The following is an 18,279-nucleotide window of genomic DNA, read 5'->3' on the forward strand; positions in this document are numbered from 1 at the left end:
CCCCTGTTTGCGTCGACGCAAACGCACGGATGCGTCGACGCATCCGGCGCGTTACCCCATCGCGCGCAGGCGTTTGATCAGGCTCGATGTGTCCCAACGCCCGCCGCCAAGCTTTTGAACGTCCTTGTAGAACTGATCCACCAGCGCCGTCACCGGCAAGGACGCATCGACTTCGTTGGCCGCATCCAGGCAAATGCCCAGATCCTTGCGCATCCAATCCACCGCAAACCCATGATTGAACTCATCGTCGATCATCGTCTCATAGCGGTTCGACATCTGCCACGATCCCGCCGCCCCCTGGCTGATCACCTCAACCACCGCGCGGCCATCCAGACCGGCCTTCTCGGCAAAGTGCAGTGCTTCGCTCAGCCCCTGCACAAGACCGGCAATCGCGATCTGGTTGCACATCTTGGTCATCTGCCCGGCCCCGGACTCTCCGATCCGGCGACAAATCCGGGCATAGGCATCAATAATCGGCTCCGCCCGGCCATACGGCTCCGCATCCCCACCGCACATCACCGACAGGACGCCATTCTCGGCCCCCGCCTGCCCGCCCGAGATCGGCGCATCGACAAAGGAAATTCCCGCGTCACCCGAAGCGGCATAAAGCTCGCGCGTGACCTTTGCAGACACCGTGGTGTGATCGACAAACACCGTCCCCGCAGACATCCCGGCAAAAGCGCCATCGTCCCCCAGACAGACACCGCGCAGGTCATCGTCATTGCCAACGCAGGACATGACAAACTCACAGCCCTGCGCGGCCTCCCGTGGCGTGGCCGCCTGCCCGCCGCTATGCTCTGCCGCCCAGGCCTCGGCCTTGGACGCGGTCCTGTTGTACACCGTGACGTCGTGTCCGGCCTTCACCAGATGCCCCGCCATCGGATACCCCATGACGCCCAATCCCAGAAACGCAACTTTTGCCATGCCCACTCTCCCCGTTCGTTTGGTCAAATTTCGCTGTCATTACCTGACGCTGCCCCGCCCCCTTGGCAAGGGCTTGCGTGTTCTGTAGGGCGTTTGCCATGGGTTTTCAGGGCCGTTTCGGCCTCGCGTGAAGGGTAGAAACAGCGTGGCGCTGATATTCAGAGCATTGGTTTGGGTGACGACGGCTGCACTTATCGTCGGGGTTCTGGGTGTCCTGAGCGTCTATTACCTCGCATCGCGGTCCCTGCCCGAATACGACAAGCTCATTCAGGTGTCCGGGCTGACGGCGGATGTCGAGATCGTGCGCGACAATTCCGGCGTGCCCCATATCTTCCCCGCCTCCGACCGTGACGCGTTTTTTGCATTGGGCTATGCCCACGCGCAGGACCGCCTATGGCAAATGACCCTGCTGCGGCGCACCGCGCAGGGCCGCCTGTCTGAAATGTTCGGCACCCGAACCGTTGAAACGGACAAGCTGTTGCGCCGTCTCGACCTGTATACCCTGGCCGTCCAATCGGTGTCGGTTCAGGATGCCGCAACGCTCGACGCGCTTGAGGCCTATTCCGCCGGGGTCAATGCCCGCATCACCGAGATCAACCGCGACAGCCTTGGCCGCGGCGCGCCAGAGTTCTTTGTCTTCAACGCGCCACTTGCGCCGTGGCAACCGGCGGATTCCCTTGCGCTGGTCAAGCTTATGGCGCTGCAGCTTTCGGGCCATCTGAGCGAAGAAGTGCTGCGCGCGCGCACGTCGCTGCTGCTGCCGGATGAAAACCGGCTCGCCGACCTACTGCCCGACATTCCCGGTCAGGGTGTGGCCGCCCTGCCGGAATATGCCAGCCTTGTACCCGGCGTGGACACCACCCGGACCTTCGCATCGGTCCCTGCACAATCCAAGTTCTGGCCGGTTCCGGAACGCGGGTTGGCCGGGGCCTCGAATGCGTGGGCGGCGGATGACACTCGGTCGGCCACCGGATCAACATTGCTGGCCAACGATCCGCATCTGAAATTTACCGCCCCCGCAACTTGGTATCTGGCACGATTGCAGCTCTCGAACGGCGGCGTCATCGGCGCGACCATCCCCGGCATCCCTGCGATCATGGCCGGGCGCTCTGAATCCATCGCCTGGGGGCTGACCTCGTCGTATCTGGACGATCAGGATGTCTTCATCGAAGAACTGAACCCCGACAACCCCGAGGAATACAAAACCCCGGACGGCTACAAAACCTTCGTCACCCGCCGCTCGATTATCGAGATCAAGGACACCACCCCGGTCACGCTGACCCTGCGCTGGACCGACAACGGCCCCGTCCTGCCCGCCACCCAGTTCGATCTGGGCTCCGTCACGCCCCCCGGCCATGTTGCCGCGCTGTCCTGGACGGCGCTCAGCCCACGCGACACGTCGATGTCGGCGGCCATCGGGATCATGTTTGCACAATCCGTCGAAGACGCCTTCGACGTGTCCAAAGCCTACGTGGCCCCCTCGCAAAACCTGACGGTGATCGACGCGGACGGGATCGGGATGAAGCTGATCGGGGCCATGCCGCGCCGCGATGCGGATCATCAAAGCCAGGGGCGCTTGCCGTCCTTGGGCTGGCGCGCCGAAAACCGCTGGCAAGGGGTGTTCCCGGATGACGCCAACCCTGTGTTCCTGAACCCAACCGGCGGGATCGTCGGCAACACCAACAACAAGATCGTCGATCGCCCGTTCCCGCTGCATGTCAGCTTTGACTGGGGCGACAGTCAGCGTGTGATGCGCTGGCAGGGCTTGATGCAGGGGCGCGAGGTTCACACCCGCGACAGCTTTGTCGAAGCGCAGCTTGATACTGTGTCCATCACCGCGCGGTCGCTTTTGCCGCTGATCGGGGCCGATCTGTGGTTCACCGGCGAAGCCGCACCCGAAGGATCGCCCGAACGCCTGCGTCAGCGCGCGCTGGAACTGCTGGCCAACTGGAACGGCGAGATGAACGAACATCTGCCCGAACCTCTGATCTATTCCGCGTGGCTCCGCGCGCTGCAGGAACGGCTGATCCGCGACGATCTTGGCCCGCTGGCATCCGAATTCACGCGGGTCGAGCCGCTGTTTATCGAACGCGTCTACCGCGACGTGGACGGCGCAAGCGCGTGGTGTGACGTGATCCGGTCCGCAGTTGTGGAAAGCTGTTCCGACATTTCACGTCTGGCGCTGGACGATGCGCTGATCTGGGTGTCCGAAACCTATGGCACCGCGCTTGAATCGCTGCGCTGGGGCGACGCGCATCAGGCGACCCATGATCACACGGTGTTGGGCGACGTGCCTCTGTTGCGGTATTTCGTGAACATCCGTCAAAGCACATCCGGCGGTGACCATACCCTGATGCGCGGGCGCGCGTCGGGCAAAGACCCGGCCCCCTACCAGAACGTCCATGGGGCCGCCTATCGCGGCGTCTATGATTTCGCCGATCCCGACAGTTCCGTGTTCATCCTGTCCACCGGTCAATCCGGCCATTTCCTGTCGCGGCACTATGACGACATGGGCATCCTGTGGCGGCGCGGTGAATACATCCCGATGTCGCTGGATGACGGGCTGGCCCGCGCCGCATCGGTTGGGATCACCCGGTTGGTTCGTCAGTAACGCTTACAGCGTTTCGAACTTCCGCGCGTCCTTGGCCGACCAACGCACCTTGAGCGTATAGCCGGTTTCGTCCTGCGTTTCCTCTTCGACCACGGCTTTGTCGAACAGCCACGCGCGTTTGCGCCCGTCCTCAAACCCAAGGTGCAGCACCTCTTCGCGGCGGTCCCCTTCCAGACGCACATTCACCGCGTCCAGCAAGGCCTCCAACCCGTCCCCGGTCAGCGCTGATGTTGCGAACACCGCATCATCCCGCGCAGCCCGCGCCAGAACGGCCTCTCGGTCCTCGTCTGGCATCGCATCGGTCTTGTTCCAGACCTCGATCATGGGGGTTTTGTCGGCCACGCCCAACGACGTGAGAATGTCGCGCACGTCCTGCGCCTGTTCCTCGGTTTCGTCGTGGCTGATATCGCGCACATGCAGGATCAAATCAGCAGCCAGCACCTCTTCCAAAGTCGCGCGAAACGCCGCGACCAGTTCAGTGGGCAGGTCCGAGATAAACCCAACCGTGTCCGACAGGATCACATCCGGCCCATCGGGCAGTTTGACCGCCCGCATCGTCGGGTCCAGCGTGGCAAAGAGCATGTCTTTCGCCATCACCTCGGCCCCGGTCAAACGGTTGAACAACGTCGATTTGCCCGCGTTGGTATAGCCCACCAAGGCAACAATCGGATAGGGCACCTTGGCCCGCGCCGCGCGGTGCAATCCGCGCGTCTTGACCACCTTTTCCAACTGACGCCGCAAGCGCACCAATTGGTCGTCAATCGCCCGGCGGTCGGCCTCGATCTGGGTCTCACCCGGCCCCCCCACGAAACCCAACCCTCCGCGCTGGCGTTCCAGGTGGGTCCAGGCCCGCACAAGACGCGTGCGCTGATAGCTCAGCGCTGCCATCTCGACCTGCAACACCCCTTCACGGGTCGCGGCGCGGTCGCTGAATATCTCAAGGATCAGACCTGTGCGGTCCAACAACTTGACGCCCCACGCCTTTTCAAGATTGCGCTGCTGCACGGGCGTCACCGGCCCGTCAATCAGAACCAGCTCGATCTCCTGCGCCTTGAACGCCGACTCCAGTTCTTCGATCTTGCCGGACCCGAACAGCGCCCCCGGTTGCGGTTTGGGCAAACGCACCACGTCATGCCCGATCACCTCTAGCCCCGGCAAAGCTGCGGCCAGGGCCACGGCTTCGGCCAAAGCCGGTTCCGCCGCGCGCCGCGTCCGATCACTGGTGATGTCAGGATGCAGAACCCAGGCGCGGGTCACATGCGCCTTGTGTTCCTTCAACTTTCGCCTTCGCCGTCATACAGATTGATCGGCTGTGCTGGCATGATGGTTGAAATGGCATGTTTATAGACAAGCTGCGACTGGCCATCGCGGCGCAACAGCACACAGAAATTGTCAAACCACGTAATAACACCCTGCAATTTGACGCCGTTGATCAAGAAAACGGTGACCGGCACCTTCGTCTTGCGGACGTGATTGAGAAAAGCGTCCTGAAGATTCTGCTTATCGGATGCCATAAAAAATTGCCTTTATTCTTGCTTTTGCCGCGCGGGTGGTGGTGATTTGTCGCCACTATGTCGTGGGGTTCCCCTAAATTCCAGTGGAAAAACAACGAATATCCGGATGACCGTCAGAGTGGGTCAATCACGCCAGAGATCCGGCGTCAAAATCACCACCAGCGCAAGCATCTCAAGACGCCCCATAACCATCGCCACAGCGGCGATCAATTTGGGTCCCGGACCCAGCTCAATCAGGCTCAATCGCCCGGCTTCCACCACTTCGACCAGCGGTCCGCAATTGGTCAGACTGGCCAGGGCAAGCACCAAAGACTGTTCAAACGGAATGTTGAACGCCGCAAAGGCAACCGTTGTAACCGCGATGGTGATCGCGAAGATCATGAAGAACACCCAGGCGATAAAGGCGCCCTCGCGCCGGGTTTGCCGCGACACCAACCCCGACCGCCCGACAGAGGACGGATGCACAAGCCGGTCCACCTCGCGCATGCCGTTGATGATCAGGGCAAAGACCCGCAGCAGCTTGACCCCGCCCGCCGTGGTCGCAACACCGCCTCCGATCAACGCCAGCCCCAACAGGATCAGGCCCGGCGTCTCAAGCCCCGACCACGCCTGCGCATCCACCCAGTCCACGCTGGCAAAGCCATGTGTCGTCAGGAACGACAACACAGTAAACGCAGCCCCCCAGAAGGCCCGGATCGCCGCCAGAAAGTTGTTCTGATCCCCGATATCCAGCGCCGCAAAGAAATGCCGCAGCAACAGCAGAACCGGAATGCCAATCACGATGGCCATGCCAAGCCGGAACTCCGGATCATTGAGCAAGCCGGATTTGTGCCGTGTGCCGGTGTCCTGCGAAAACGTCATGCGGGACAGGGCGAAAAGCAGAAACACCGCCATGATCGCTTCGCCCGCAAATCCGCTGCTGGCCCCTTCCGGCCCGCCCACCGGCGAAATCCCCGAGGTCGACATCACGCTCATCGCATGAACCAGCGCGACAAAGGGCGTGTCTCCGACGATCAGCAGCAACACCCACAAGGCCAGCGTCAGAAGCGCATAGGTCGGCGCCAGCACAGCCGCGCTTTTGGCAAGCCGCGTCGCCGGGTTGGCGGTATCGCGCCGCGCCGCGCCGGCCACGATGTCCTGTCCCGGCTCACCCAGCGATGTCACCTCGAACCCGCCCAGGTTCAGCGGCGCAAGAATCGCTGCCGCCGCAATCCATGTCAGCAGCCCGCCCATCCACGCCACCTGCGCACGCCACAGGTGTTCCGCCATCGACAACCGCTCGGCCGGGAAAAGGGGCATTCCAGTTGTCGACAGGCTCGACACCATTTCGAAATACGCATTCAGAAAGGTCGTGGTCTGCACCGCCTCGTAAAACGGCACCGCCAGAATGGCCGGCAACACCAGAAACGTGCCCAGCAGCGCCAGCAATTGCCGGATGGCGTTGCGATTGTGCAGCCGGTTGGCCATGGCAAAGGCGATCAACGCACAGAAGATCAGGCCAATCAGCCCGGAATAGAAAAAACTGCGCGCGTCGTGAAAGGATTCCGTCCACAGCGCAACCACCGCCGGAACGATCATCGAGATCGACGCAACACCCGTCAGCAACAACAAGAGAGGCAGTCGATACAGCAGGGCCATGGATCAGAAGAAATCGATAGAGACCTGCAGCAGACGCTCGACCTCTGCCACATCGCCCGCCAGGCTGAAGATCACGATCTGATCCCCCTCTTCGACCACCAAGGCGCCGGTTGGACGAACAACCTTGTCGCCCTTGCGCAAGGCCCCCACGATCACCCCTTCCGGGAAGTCGATGTCGCGCATCTTCTTACCGGCCATGGGTGAGGTCGACAGCACCTCTGCTTCGATCACCTCGGCCTCGGCATCGCCGATGGAATAGACCGCGCGCACCCGGCCATGCCGGAAATGCCGCAGGATCGAACTCACCGTGACCGAGCGCGGGTTGATATAGGCGTCGATGCCCAGCGGATCCATCAACGGCTCCAGCGTCGGGTCATTGATCAGCGCAATCGCCATCGGGCAGCCTTCGGACTTTGCCCGCACCGCCGCCAGCATGTTGGTCTTGTCGTCATCGGTGACGCACAACACCGCGTCCGCCCGTTCGATATTGGCCTCGGCCAGCAGGCTCACATCCAGACCGTCGCCGTTCAGAACAATCGTCCGCTCCAGCGCTTCGGCCGCGCGTTCGGCCACCTTGCGGTCCCGCTCGATCACCTTGACCCGAATGCGATCCGCGCGCTCTTCCAACTCCCGCGCCACCATCAGCCCGACATTGCCGCCGCCGATGATCACCACGCGCTCCTGTTTGCGCAGCGTCTTGCCAAACACCTCCATGGTGCGCCGCACGTCTTCGTTGTGCACCATGACGTAACAGGCATCGCCGGGGAAAATCTGGTCCCCGGATTCCGGCGCAAACAACGTGCCGTCCCGCCGGATGCCCACCACGATGGACCGCAGGGTCGAAAACAGGTCGGTCAGCTGTTTCAACGGCGTGTTGATGATCGGACAATCCTCGTCGATGGTCAGCCCCATCAACGCCGCCTCCCCATCCAGGAATTTCTCGGTGTCAAACGCCGCCGGAGCGTTCAGCCGCTGCAACGCCGCCTCGGCCACCTCCATCTCGGGGCTGATCACCACGTCAATCGGCATGTGATCGCGGCGGTAGAGGTCGGAATAAATCGCCGTCAGATAAGATTTCGACCGCAACCGCGCGATCTTGCGCGGGATCGCAAACACCGAATGCGCCACCTGGCAGGTCACCATATTGACCTCGTCCGAATGGGTCGCCGCGATGATCATATCCGCATCCCGCGCCCCGGCCTGATCCAGCACATCCGGATAAGAGGCAAACCCCGCAATCCCCTGAACGTCCAGCGCATCCGTCGCGCGGCGCACAAGTTCGGAATTGTTGTCGACAACTGTCACGTCATTGCGCTCACCCGACAGATGCCGCGCAATCTGCCAACCGACCTGACCTGCTCCGCAGATGATGACTTTCATGCACTTCGCCCGATAAAGGGCCCCTTGCCATTGGCGCAGGCTCTTGTGTGGCAGAGGTGGGGGTTGGGGTCAATTGGAGAGGACACCACCGACGTTGCCAATCCCACCGCGCATCGACGACGCGCGCGGTGGCGATCCAACCGTTGTTCCAAGCACTTTTTCCCAGACAAGCCCGAGTATGTCCCATGCTGCGCGGAACCCCACCCAAATCGCCGCCGCGTCGGGGCGCGTCGTCGATGCGCGGTGGGCTGCGCCCACTGTTTCGCGCGGGGCAATCGACTCCAACCCTCAGCCCGTAATGGTGCGTGACATCACGCACCCTACATTTCCAAAGTCCAAACCATAACAGACCGTTAATAGACCACCACCGGACCCACCGGATCACAAGCCCTATCCCCCCCGCCCAGAGACGCCACACAGTCCGACCACATGCCGCGATCCCATCAAACAGAAAGGTCTTTCGTTTCGTCCGTATGCCGGAAAGGGGACAAGCCGGTCAGACCCTCGTCCTCAAGGATTTTGGCAAGCGTATCGGACACGAAGAACCCGTTTGTCCCGGTAGAGAGAAACATCTCGCTCCACGCGTGATGCTTCCCGATCTTTTCGCTGTTCAAAACAACCCGCCCGTTGGGGTCGGTCAACCCTTTGCACATGCCACGGGCGTTGAACGGGCCGCTCAGGTCCTTGTCCAATGTGTCCAGCCGGTTGCCCAGAAAAATCAGGTAGGTTCGCCCACCCGGCGCATCCGCCTTGCCCTGTGTCACCTCGACAGGCAGGAACTGATGCACTCCCGGTTCAAGGTCGTCGAACACGCGCCGCGCGCGCTCTGACACAAGGGCCAGAGCGGTCATTTGATCAAAGTCCAGTTGCGGATACAGCGAAAGGTTCGCGCCTTCGCGGCGGGCGCGGGTCGGCATGTTTTCGGTGCTGGCCCATACCCCGACATTGGACGACGCATTGCCGAAATGTAGCCACCCGGCATCCTGCGTCTGGTCCACAAGCTTGATCAACCGCGTGTCGCCGTCCAACGGACGAATGGTCGGTTTGGGCACATGGGTGTCCACGGCATGAACCCCGAACGAGACACGAAAGGCCATAAGCTGTTCCTTATCGACGCGACACACGGCCTGTGTGTTCCGCAAAGCCATGAAAGTTAACAGACCGTTATTAGGTCCGTATCAGTCCCAATGTTTCGCGCGCGAAACAATAAGGGGTGGTGTCAACAGAGTTGACCAAACCATCCGGGGGATGGTTTGAACCCCGAACGCCAGACCGGATCTCCCGGGTCAGGACGCCTGTTCCACGTCCTCTTCCAGATAGGCCACCCGGCTGCCCGCTTTGGAGCTTGTCACAACCCCCAGCGATTTCAGTTTCCGGTGCAGCGCGCTGCGTTCCATGCCGACAAAGCTGGCGGTGCGGCTGATATTGCCGCCAAACCGGTTGATCTGGGTCAGCAGGTATTCCCGCTCGAACGCCTCGCGCGCCTCGCGCAGCGGCATGGTGGCCAGCGTGCCCGACAGCACCACCCGGCCCTCTTCATCGTCGGCTTGCGGCGAGTCCTGTGGCAATTCGCGGGCCGCGATGTCGCCGGTGCCATCGCCCAGGATCAGCACCCGTTCGATCAGGTTCTTCAACTGGCGCACATTTCCCGGCCAGACCATCGTTTGCAGCAACGCCACCGCGTCACTGCTCAGGGCGCGTTTGGGCAGACCCTGCGTCTGGTTGAACAGGTCAACGAAATGTTCCGCCAGCATCGGGATGTCTTCGCGGCGGTCCTCAAGACTGGGCACTGTGATCGGCACCACGTTCAACCGGTGATACAATTCTTCGCGGAACGTGCCCTCGGCGATGGCGTCCTGCAGATCGCGGTTGGTCGAGGAAATCACCCGCAGATCCACGCGCACCTTGTCAGCCCCGCCCACCCGCTGGAACTGCTGATCCACCAGAACCCGCAGGATCTTGGACTGCGTGCCCAGCGGCATGTCCGCCACCTCGTCAAAATAGACCACACCGCCATGCGCCTGTTCCAGCAAACCGGGCTCCACACCGCGCTCGGGTGTTTCGCGGCCAAACAGCACCTCTTCCATCGTCTCGGGCGCGACACCGGCGCAATTGACCGTCACGAACGGCGCGCTGGCGCGATTGGAATTGGCGTGGATATACCGCGCCGCGACTTCCTTGCCGCTGCCTGCAGGCCCGGACAACAACACCCGCCCATTGGACTTGGTCACCTTGTCGAGGTTCGACACAAGCCCCCGGAACGACGCGCATTCGCCAACCATCTGCGCCACATCCGTTTCGCGCCGCTTGAGCTTCTGGTTCTCGCGCCGCAGACGGCTGGTTTCCATCGCCCGGCGTATGACCACCAGCAACTGATCGATATTAAAGGGCTTTTCGATAAAGTCATACGCCCCTTGCTTGATCGCCGCGACCGCGATCTCGATATTGCCATGGCCCGAGATGATCACGACGGGCACATCCGGATTGTCGCGTTTGACGGTCTTGAGAATATCAATCCCGTCCATCTTGCTGTCTTTCAGCCAGATATCGAGGATCAGCAAAGACGGCTCTTCCGCGTTGATCTCGTTCATCGCTTCCGATGAATTTCCTGCCAATCGCGTGGTATATCCCTCGTCTTGCAGGATATCGCCGATGAGTTCGCGGATGTCGCGCTCGTCGTCTACAATCAGAATATCGCTCATTGCCTCACCTTCATCTCTTGTTAATCGTCACAGTTCGGTTTCAGGGGACGCTGCGGGCTCGTCCGCAGCAGAGGGGGGTTGTGGGGGCGTGGCGGCCGGTCCGTCCAGAACCGGCAACCGGATGATCGCCATCGCGCCGCGCCGCCCGGTGTCGTCAAAGGCCGAGGCCGCATCCAGCACCAGCGTGCCGCCATGTTCCTCGATGATCTTCTTCACGATCGGCAGGCCCAGCCCGGTGCCTTTTTCGCGGGTGGTCACATAGGGTTCGAACAGCCGCGACGTGTCTTCCGGCAAACCAATGCCGTTGTCTTCAATCCGGATCTCGGCGATCCCGTCATCAAGCCAACAGGACACGCGGATTTCCGGCGAAACCTCAATCTCAGGCTCTTTTTCCTGCAGGCTCTCAATAGCTTCCCCGGCGTTCTTCACCAGATTTGTAAAGGCCTGCCCGATCATTGTTGCATCAATTTCAGCCGGAATCGCCTGCATCGGCAAATCGGTCGTGAACGTCACCCCCGGCTGCCCGGTTTCCTGCAGCAACACGGCCCCGCGCAGAATGTCCACGATGTCTTCGGGTTTGCGCTCCGGTTCCGGCATCCGGGCGAACTTGGAAAATTCATCAACAATGCGCCGCAAGTCATTGGTTTGGCGCACAATCACGTCTGTCATCTGCTCAAGATCGTTCGCATCCGCTTCGGGCAGTTGCTTGCGGAATTTCCGGCGAATGCGTTCCGCCGATAGCTGGATCGGCGTCAACGGGTTTTTGATCTCATGTGCAATCCGACGCGCCACGTCGCCCCAGGCCGCCATGCGCTGCGCGCTGACCAGATCGGTCACATCGTCAAAGGCCACCACGTAGCCTTCCAACCCGCCATCGGCCCTGCGCCGCGTGGACAGGCGAACCAACAGATTTTCCAACCGCCCTTCGCGGCTGACCTTGATCTCGTCCTGCGCGGTTTCGATCCCCTGATCCCGCAGGCGATCGAAAAGCGGACCAAATTCCGGCACCGCCACCGTGATCTCGACACTGCGCTGGTTTTCGTGCCAACCCAGAAGACGCTCCGCCGACCGGTTCACAAAGGTCACGCGCCCGTCCGCATCCAACCCGACAACCCCCGAGGTCACCGACGTCAAAACGGAGTCAAACAGTCGCTGCCGCCGTTCGATCTGGCGGGTGTTATCCAGCAGGGTTTCGCGCTGGCCCTTGAGCTGTCGCGTCATCTGGTTGAAATACCGGCCCAGCATGGCGATTTCGTCGTCGCCGTCCTCTTCCAGCACCTTCACATCCAGATCGCCAGACCCGACGCGCTGCGCGGCCCCGGTCAGACGGCCCACCGGACGGCTGAGCCGTTCGGCAAACCACAGGCCAAGCCAGACCGCCGCAAGGATCAGCAGAAACGCAAACCCCAGATAGAGCAGCGCAAAGTCAAACAGCACGCGGCCCCGGTCGTTTTCCTGCTGTTGGTAAAAGCGCGCGGTTTCCTGCGTGTCGTCAAGCAGGTTCAGGATCTGCCCATCCACTTCGCGCGTGATATACAAATACCGGTCGCCAAAGGCCTGCAGCGGCATCAGCGCGCGCAATTCATTGTTGTCCCAATCCTGGATCAGGGCCAGCCCGTTTTCGTCGGCTTCCAGAAACACGCCAACATCCGGCCGTTCGTAATCGAACAGGTAGGACCGCTCTCCACGCGCGCGGATTTCTCCTGAACTGTCAATGACATAGGCTTCGCGCAACCCGCGCTGGATCTGCGCCTGCCCTTGGCTTAGCGCCTGCCGCAATTCGCCGTCATCCATGATGAAGGTCGCCCGGCGGTTGGCGTCCAAAAACGACGCCAGCGCGCGCGCATCCTGGCTCAGACCCTCGCGGTGTTCCTCCTCATAGGCTTCTGCCGCCGACAGGGAGGCCCCCACCACGTTGCGCACACGGTCCGAAAACCATGTCTCCAATCCGATATTGATCGTCAGCACCGCGAATACCGCCACGGTGATCGTGGGCAACAACGCCATCAGCGCAAACGCCCCGGTCAGGCGCAAATGCAGCCGGGACCCCGCCGATTTCGCGCGCCGCGCGGCGATCAGGCTGACCACCCGGCTGAGCACAAGCGCGGCCAGCAGCAAGACGTAGATCAGGTCCGCCAACAGCACCAGACGCAGGTTCAACTGCGCGCCCGTTCCCGTATCGAGCGGCCCCAAAACAAGAATCGTCGCGATGGCCAAAACAGGGCCAAGAACCACCAGACCCAAGGTCATGGCGTTCTGATAGCGTCGTTGCCGACGCAACCGGCTCAACCGGGTCCAAGTCAATGAGCGTGCCCAGGTGGCCACAGCCAACCCCCGCCTTGATGTGCCGCGCAGCCCGGCTACCGCTATATTTTGTCGCCTCAACCCGCTGCGTGACAGCCGAAGCACTATTATGTGGCAGTTTTACATCAATTTGCGGCGGCGTGTCACCTGAATATCCAAGTCCGTGATCTTCTTTCTAAGCGTATTTCTGTTAATCCCAAGTAAATCCGCACATTTTGCCTGATTTCCGCCTGTCGCTTCGAGCGCGATTTCGATCAAAGGGGCCTCAATCTCGCGCAGGATTCGCGGATACAGCCCCGGTGGCGGCAACATCGCGCCGTGCAGATCGAAGTAGCGGCGCAGATGGCGCGCCACCGACGCGCTCAGTTTTTCGCTGTCGCCCCCGCGCAGGACCGGTCCGGTGTCCGGCTGGTTGCCCAGCACGTTTTCCACCTCGGCCCGGCTGATCTCGTCACCGCGCGACGTCAGGCTCAACCGGCGGACGACGTTCTCCAACTGCCGCACATTGCCGGGCCAGCTATAGGCGCGGAACAGGTCCGCGGCATCGTCCGACAACCACCGCTTGGCCCCGCCCTCGCGTTCAGAGCGGGTCAGAAAATGCTCGCTCAGCAGCGCAATATCATCCACCCGTTCGCGCAATGCCGGCACCGCAATCGTGGCCCCGCTGATGCGATAATACAGATCCTCGCGCACCCCCGAGGACGACATCCCCTGCCCCGGATCGGCCTGGCTGGTCGCAATGAACCGCGGCACATGCTCGCCGGTCCCATCCATCATCCGCACGATCCGCGCCTGCACCTCGTCGGGGATATCGGCCAGCTCGTCGATCAGCAACGTGCCGCCCCGCACCCGCGCCAGAACGCGCGCTGGACCTTCGATATCCGACAGATCGCTGGCCGTGACCGTAACGAATGGCAAGGATCGACGGTCTGAAAAATCGTGCAACGCCTTGGCGATCAGGGATTTCCCGGTCCCGGATTCACCACAGATCAGAACCGGCAGGTCGGTGTTCATCACCTTCGCCACCAACCGGTACAGCGCCTGCATCGCCGGGGTCTTGCCAATCAACGGCAGGTCTTCGGGCGCGTCATCCGCCGCCACGGTGGTGCTTGGCTGCGCACCGCGCATGCGCGAATCCAGCGCCTTGGCCGTCCGCTTCATCAGATCAGGCAGATCAAACGGTTTCGGCAGGTAATCATACGCTTCCGCCTCCGCCGCCTGAATGGCCGTCATAATGGTATTTTGCGCCGAAATCACGATCACCGGCAGATCCGGACGGTCCTGCGAAATCTTCGGCAACATCTCAAGCCCGTTGCCATCCGGCATGACCACATCGGAAATCACCACATCGCCCTTGCCCTCGGCCACCCAGCGCATCAGCGTCGTCAAAGACGACGTGGCGTGGACCTTGCACCCCGCACGGGTCAACGCCTGGGTCAGAACAGTTCGGATCGTGCGGTCGTCATCTGCAACAAGAACAGTGCCATCCATCAGTGTGTGTCCTTTCGAGTGCGTGGGGCCTGCGGCAGCGAGATACGGAACCGGGTGGTGCCGGGTTCGGAATCCACCGCCACCCATCCGTCGTGGTCGGAAATGATCTTACTCACCAGCGCAAGGCCCAGCCCGGTGCCGTTTTCGCGCCCCGACACAAACGGGTCAAAGACATCGCCCTTGATCTCGGGCGGCAGTCCCGGGCCATCGTCGATCACCTCGACCTGCAACGGCAAGGCGTGCCCGGACCCATCGGCCCGCCGCAGGCTGTAGCTGTGTTCGTAATAGGTGCGCAGGCGGATCGTGCCGCCGGTCTTGGGATCGGCCGCTTCCGAGGCGTTCTTGATCAGGTTCATGACCACCTGAAGCAATTGGTCCGCATCGCCCTGGGCCAGAGGCAGCGACGGGTCATAATCCTCGATGATCGTCATATGCGCCCCGAACCCCAGCAACGCAGACCGGCGCGCGCGGTCCAGCACGTCATGCAGGTTAACCGGCGCGCGTTCGGGTTCCGACAGGTTGCCAAACTGCTCCACCTGCCCGAGCAGCTTCACGATCCGCCGGGTTTCCTCGACGATGAGGTCTGTCAGTTCCAGATCCTCGGTCTTGAGGTTCATGCTCAGCAACTGCGCCGCCCCGGTGATCCCGGCCAATGGGTTCTTGATCTCATGTGCCAGCATTTCGGCCATGCCGATGGCGGATTTTGCCGCCGATTTCACCGTCTGGCTTTGGTTGACGCGTCCGGCCATTTCCCGCGGGCTGATCAGCAGGATCATGCAGCCGTCATGGCCCTGCAGCGGCGCGATTTGCAGGTTGCACACCAACGGGGCCCGGTTTGCCGTGCCAATATCCACATCGTTGACGAACAAGGGCGTGCCGTTTGCACGGGCGCGGGCAAGGCTTTTCTCCATCGGTGCATCGACGGTCAGACGGTCCCAGATCGACTGACCGCGCAACCACTTGGCCGAGTTGTTGATAAAGCCTTCCGCCGCCGGGTTCATGTCAAGAATACGCTCATCCGCGTCGATCACGATGGCCGGTGCCGGCAAAGACGACCAGATGGCCGCTTCGGTCACCATCGACGGACGATCCGCGTCTTCGGTCATGCAGCCTGCCTTCTGTCGCGCAGCAAGGCATCCGGCAGATGCGCCAGCACGGTTTTGGGGTCCTTGGAAGTCAGGATCGTCTTGCGCAACAGCGACGGCGTGCCCGCGTCGTCCATATACCAGCCCAGATGTTTGCGCGCGACGCGCCCACCCAGATCGGTCCCGTAAAAGCCCAGCATCGCGTCATAGTGCTCTGACACCATCTCGACCACACCGGCCCCGGTCGGGATGTCGGGGCGCGGCGTGCCGAACAGATCCGCCGCGATTTCCGCCAGTGTCCACGGCCGTCCCTGCGCACCACGCCCCACCATCACGCCATCCGCACCGCTTTGCGCCAGTGCCATCCGCGCCGACGCGGTGTCAACAATATCGCCGTTGGCAATCACCGGGATCGACACCGCGTCCTTGATCTCTCGGATCGCGCGCCAATTGGCCTGTCCCTTATAGAACTGGCAGCGGGTGCGTCCGTGAATCACAATTATCCGAATACCAAGCGCCTCGGCCCGCTGTGCAAGCTCTGCCGCATTGTGGCTGGCGTCATCCCACCCCAAGCGCGTCTTCAACGTGACCGGCACATCCACCGCCGACACCACCGCGTCGATCAGACGGCAGGCATGATCCAGATCGCGCAGCAGCGCCGATCCGGAATAGCCGCCCACGACCTTTTTGGCCGGGCAGCCCATGTTGATGTCAATCACCCGCGCACCCATCGCCGCGACCATCCGTGCCGCTTCGGCCATCGCGTCCGGTGTGCGTCCCGCAAGCTGAACCGACGTGTTCTCGATATCCGCCCCAAGTTCGGCTTTTTCGCGCGTGCCGGGGCGCGCGGTCAGGAATTCACCGCTGGCAATCATCTCGGACACAACACGACCGGCCCCGAACCGCGACACAAGGCTTCGGAACGGCAGGTCCGTGATGCCCGCCAAAGGTGCGAGCAAAACGGGTGGTGAGATCAAATTGTGAGATCCGGTCGATGTCACGCAAACATTCCTTGGTGCTGTGGGTCTGAGCTACGCTCTGGGCGCAGCCCATTCAATGAATTTAGCCTCGAAAACAGACCACCCAAGACCATCTGCCTAATTATTGTGCAAACAGCCCTGAGTGATTGCGCAGCAGACAGACAATTCGTAGAGACATCGCCATACGAAAAAGGGATGCACCATGAAGGTTCGACTGGGCAATGGCTATGATGTTCACAAATTCGGCCCGGGCGATCACGTCATCCTGTGCGGCGTAACCGTGCCGCATGATCAGGGCCTTGTCGGCCATTCGGACGCCGATGTGGGCATGCATGCCGTCACAGATGCACTCTACGGCGCGCTGGCCGCAGGCGATATCGGACGTCACTTTCCGCCCTCTGACCCACAGTGGAAAGGCGCCGCCAGCGACATCTTCCTGAAACACGCGGTTGCGCTGGCGCGCGATCAGGGGTTCGAGATTTGCAATGTCGATTGTACGCTGGTCTGCGAATTCCCCAAGATCAGCCCGCATGCCGATGCCATGCGCCACGCGCTGGCAGACATCATGGACCTGCCGGTGGCCGATATCTCGGTCAAAGCCACGACATCGGAAAAGCTGGGCTTCACGGGGCGCGGTGAAGGCATTGCCGCGCTTGCGACCGCCGCACTGGTGGCGTCATGATGCGCATGGTTGCGACCTTCTTCGGGGTGGGACTGCTGAAACCCGCGCCCGGCACTTGGGGATCACTGGCCGCCCTGCCCGTGGCTTACGCTCTCCTGCTGATCGGCGGCTTCTGGTTGCTTGCGATCAGCGCCTTTGCCGTCTTCTTTCTGGGCTGGATCGCCACCAAAGAAGTCACCAAGGGCAAAAAGGATCACGACCCGTCCTACGTGGTGATCGACGAAGTGGTCGGGCAATGGATTGCTCTCTTTCCAGTGGGTTACGGCGCATACATGATGCAAACCTCGGTCGAGGCGCTTTGGCCCGGCTGGATCACGGCCTTTGTGCTCTTCCGCCTGTTCGACATCACCAAGCCGTGGCTGGTCGGACGCGCCGACGCGCGCAATGACGCGCTTGGGGTGATGATGGATGACGTCTTTGCCGGGTTCTTTGCAGCACTTGGCGTGATCGCCCTGGCCGCCCTGGCGCATCTGGTGATCATGTGACCGATAACCTTGCCCAATCCGTATTGCGCCGCGCGTTAGAGCTTGGCGCAACGGTGACCACAGCGGAAAGCTGCACCGGCGGCATGGTGGCCGCCGCCATCACCGATATCGCGGGATCGTCGGACATCTTTGAACGGGGCTTTGTCACCTATTCCAACGCCGCCAAGACAGACATGCTGGGCGTCGCCGCCGCCACTTTGGACGCCTATGGCGCCGTGTCCGAGGAAGTGGCCTCGGAAATGGCCCTGGGCGCGTGGACAGCGGCGCAAGCCACCGTTGCGGTGTCCATCACCGGGATTGCAGGGCCCGGGGGATCGGAATTCAAACCCGAAGGCCGGGTCTGTTTCGGCATCGCCAGCAAGGACAGCGTACAGACCGAAACGGTGGAGTTCGGTGCGTTAGGCCGGGCCCATGTGCGCGCCGCAGCCCGCGATCATGCGCTGCGGCTTTTGCTGACCGCGCTGTCCTGATCTCAGGTCGCGC

The 18,279-nt window shown here is 61.8% G+C and carries 15 protein-coding genes and 1 pseudogene; 4 read left to right on the plus strand and 12 right to left on the minus strand.

Annotated elements, in window-relative coordinates:
• Positions 1 to 51: 51 nt before the first annotated feature.
• The gene (locus MWU54_RS01070) at positions 52 to 951 is read right to left on the minus strand and encodes an NAD(P)-dependent oxidoreductase (protein WP_281495928.1); all 900 of its coding nucleotides are present in this window, start codon (positions 949 to 951) and stop codon (positions 52 to 54) included.
• Positions 952 to 1,069: 118 nt separating this feature from the next.
• Here MWU54_RS01070 and MWU54_RS01075 point away from each other — a divergent pair, with 118 nt between their 5' ends.
• Positions 1,070 to 3,535, plus strand: coding sequence for a penicillin acylase family protein (locus MWU54_RS01075; RefSeq protein ID WP_247080194.1), 2,466 nt, complete (start codon positions 1,070 to 1,072; stop codon positions 3,533 to 3,535).
• A gap of 3 nt (positions 3,536 to 3,538) precedes the next feature.
• Here MWU54_RS01075 and hflX read toward each other — a convergent pair whose 3' ends face one another.
• The 11 genes from hflX to dusB all read right to left on the minus strand — a co-directional run bounded on the left by hflX (position 3,539) and on the right by dusB (position 16,608).
• The gene (hflX, locus tag MWU54_RS01080) at positions 3,539 to 4,792 is read right to left on the minus strand and encodes a GTPase HflX (RefSeq protein WP_247081015.1); all 1,254 of its coding nucleotides are present in this window, start codon (positions 4,790 to 4,792) and stop codon (positions 3,539 to 3,541) included.
• Positions 4,793 to 4,809: 17 nt separating this feature from the next.
• On the minus strand, positions 4,810 to 5,049 hold the full coding sequence (gene hfq / locus MWU54_RS01085) for an RNA chaperone Hfq (RefSeq protein ID WP_072776954.1): 240 nt from the start codon (positions 5,047 to 5,049) through the stop codon (positions 4,810 to 4,812).
• A gap of 123 nt (positions 5,050 to 5,172) precedes the next feature.
• Positions 5,173 to 6,687: a potassium transporter TrkG gene (locus tag MWU54_RS01090; protein WP_247080195.1), complete on the minus strand. Its 1,515-nt coding sequence runs from the start codon at positions 6,685 to 6,687 to the stop codon at positions 5,173 to 5,175.
• 3 nt (positions 6,688 to 6,690) lie between these two features.
• Positions 6,691 to 8,067, minus strand: a complete 1,377-nt coding sequence (gene trkA / locus MWU54_RS01095; RefSeq protein ID WP_247080196.1) for a Trk system potassium transporter TrkA — start codon at positions 8,065 to 8,067, stop codon at positions 6,691 to 6,693.
• Positions 8,068 to 8,136: 69 nt separating this feature from the next.
• Positions 8,137 to 8,325 (minus strand): hypothetical protein, encoded by a 189-nt coding sequence (locus MWU54_RS01100; RefSeq protein WP_247080197.1) that lies wholly within the window; start codon positions 8,323 to 8,325, stop codon positions 8,137 to 8,139.
• A 185-nt stretch (positions 8,326 to 8,510) separates the two neighbouring features.
• On the minus strand, positions 8,511 to 9,164 hold the full coding sequence (locus MWU54_RS01105; RefSeq protein ID WP_247080198.1) for a DUF1629 domain-containing protein: 654 nt from the start codon (positions 9,162 to 9,164) through the stop codon (positions 8,511 to 8,513).
• Positions 9,165 to 9,353: 189 nt separating this feature from the next.
• A complete protein-coding gene (locus MWU54_RS01110; RefSeq protein ID WP_247080199.1) occupies positions 9,354 to 10,769 on the minus strand; it encodes a sigma-54 dependent transcriptional regulator in 1,416 nt (471 codons plus the stop codon).
• 27 nt (positions 10,770 to 10,796) lie between these two features.
• Complete coding sequence (locus tag MWU54_RS01115; RefSeq protein WP_247080200.1) at positions 10,797 to 13,019, minus strand: PAS domain-containing sensor histidine kinase; 2,223 nt, start codon at positions 13,017 to 13,019, stop codon at positions 10,797 to 10,799.
• A gap of 174 nt (positions 13,020 to 13,193) precedes the next feature.
• A complete protein-coding gene (locus tag MWU54_RS01120; RefSeq protein ID WP_247080201.1) occupies positions 13,194 to 14,564 on the minus strand; it encodes a response regulator in 1,371 nt (456 codons plus the stop codon).
• Entirely contained in the window at positions 14,564 to 15,643 is a 1,080-nt protein-coding gene (locus MWU54_RS01125; protein ID WP_247081016.1) for an ATP-binding protein, read from the minus strand. The genes MWU54_RS01120 and MWU54_RS01125 overlap by 1 nt, the downstream gene beginning before the upstream one ends.
• A gap of 23 nt (positions 15,644 to 15,666) precedes the next feature.
• On the minus strand, positions 15,667 to 16,608 hold the full coding sequence (gene dusB, locus MWU54_RS01130) for a tRNA dihydrouridine synthase DusB (RefSeq protein WP_348647587.1): 942 nt from the start codon (positions 16,606 to 16,608) through the stop codon (positions 15,667 to 15,669).
• 229 nt (positions 16,609 to 16,837) lie between these two features.
• Between dusB and ispF the strand changes: the two are divergent.
• The 3 genes and pseudogenes from ispF to MWU54_RS01145 all read left to right on the plus strand — a co-directional run.
• Positions 16,838 to 17,311, plus strand: a pseudogene (gene ispF / locus MWU54_RS01135) (2-C-methyl-D-erythritol 2,4-cyclodiphosphate synthase); the annotation flags it as partial.
• Complete coding sequence (locus tag MWU54_RS01140) at positions 17,311 to 17,796, plus strand: phosphatidylglycerophosphatase A (protein WP_247081018.1); 486 nt, start codon at positions 17,311 to 17,313, stop codon at positions 17,794 to 17,796. The pseudogene ispF and the gene MWU54_RS01140, both read left to right, overlap by 1 nt.
• Positions 17,793 to 18,266: a CinA family protein gene (locus tag MWU54_RS01145; protein WP_247080203.1), complete on the plus strand. Its 474-nt coding sequence runs from the start codon at positions 17,793 to 17,795 to the stop codon at positions 18,264 to 18,266. The genes MWU54_RS01140 and MWU54_RS01145 overlap by 4 nt, the downstream gene beginning before the upstream one ends.
• Positions 18,267 to 18,279 lie beyond the last annotated feature (13 nt).

Origin of the sequence: Marivita sp. S6314, assembly GCF_023015985.1 — a bacterium.
In the GTDB taxonomy this organism is placed as follows: domain Bacteria; phylum Pseudomonadota; class Alphaproteobacteria; order Rhodobacterales; family Rhodobacteraceae; genus Marivita.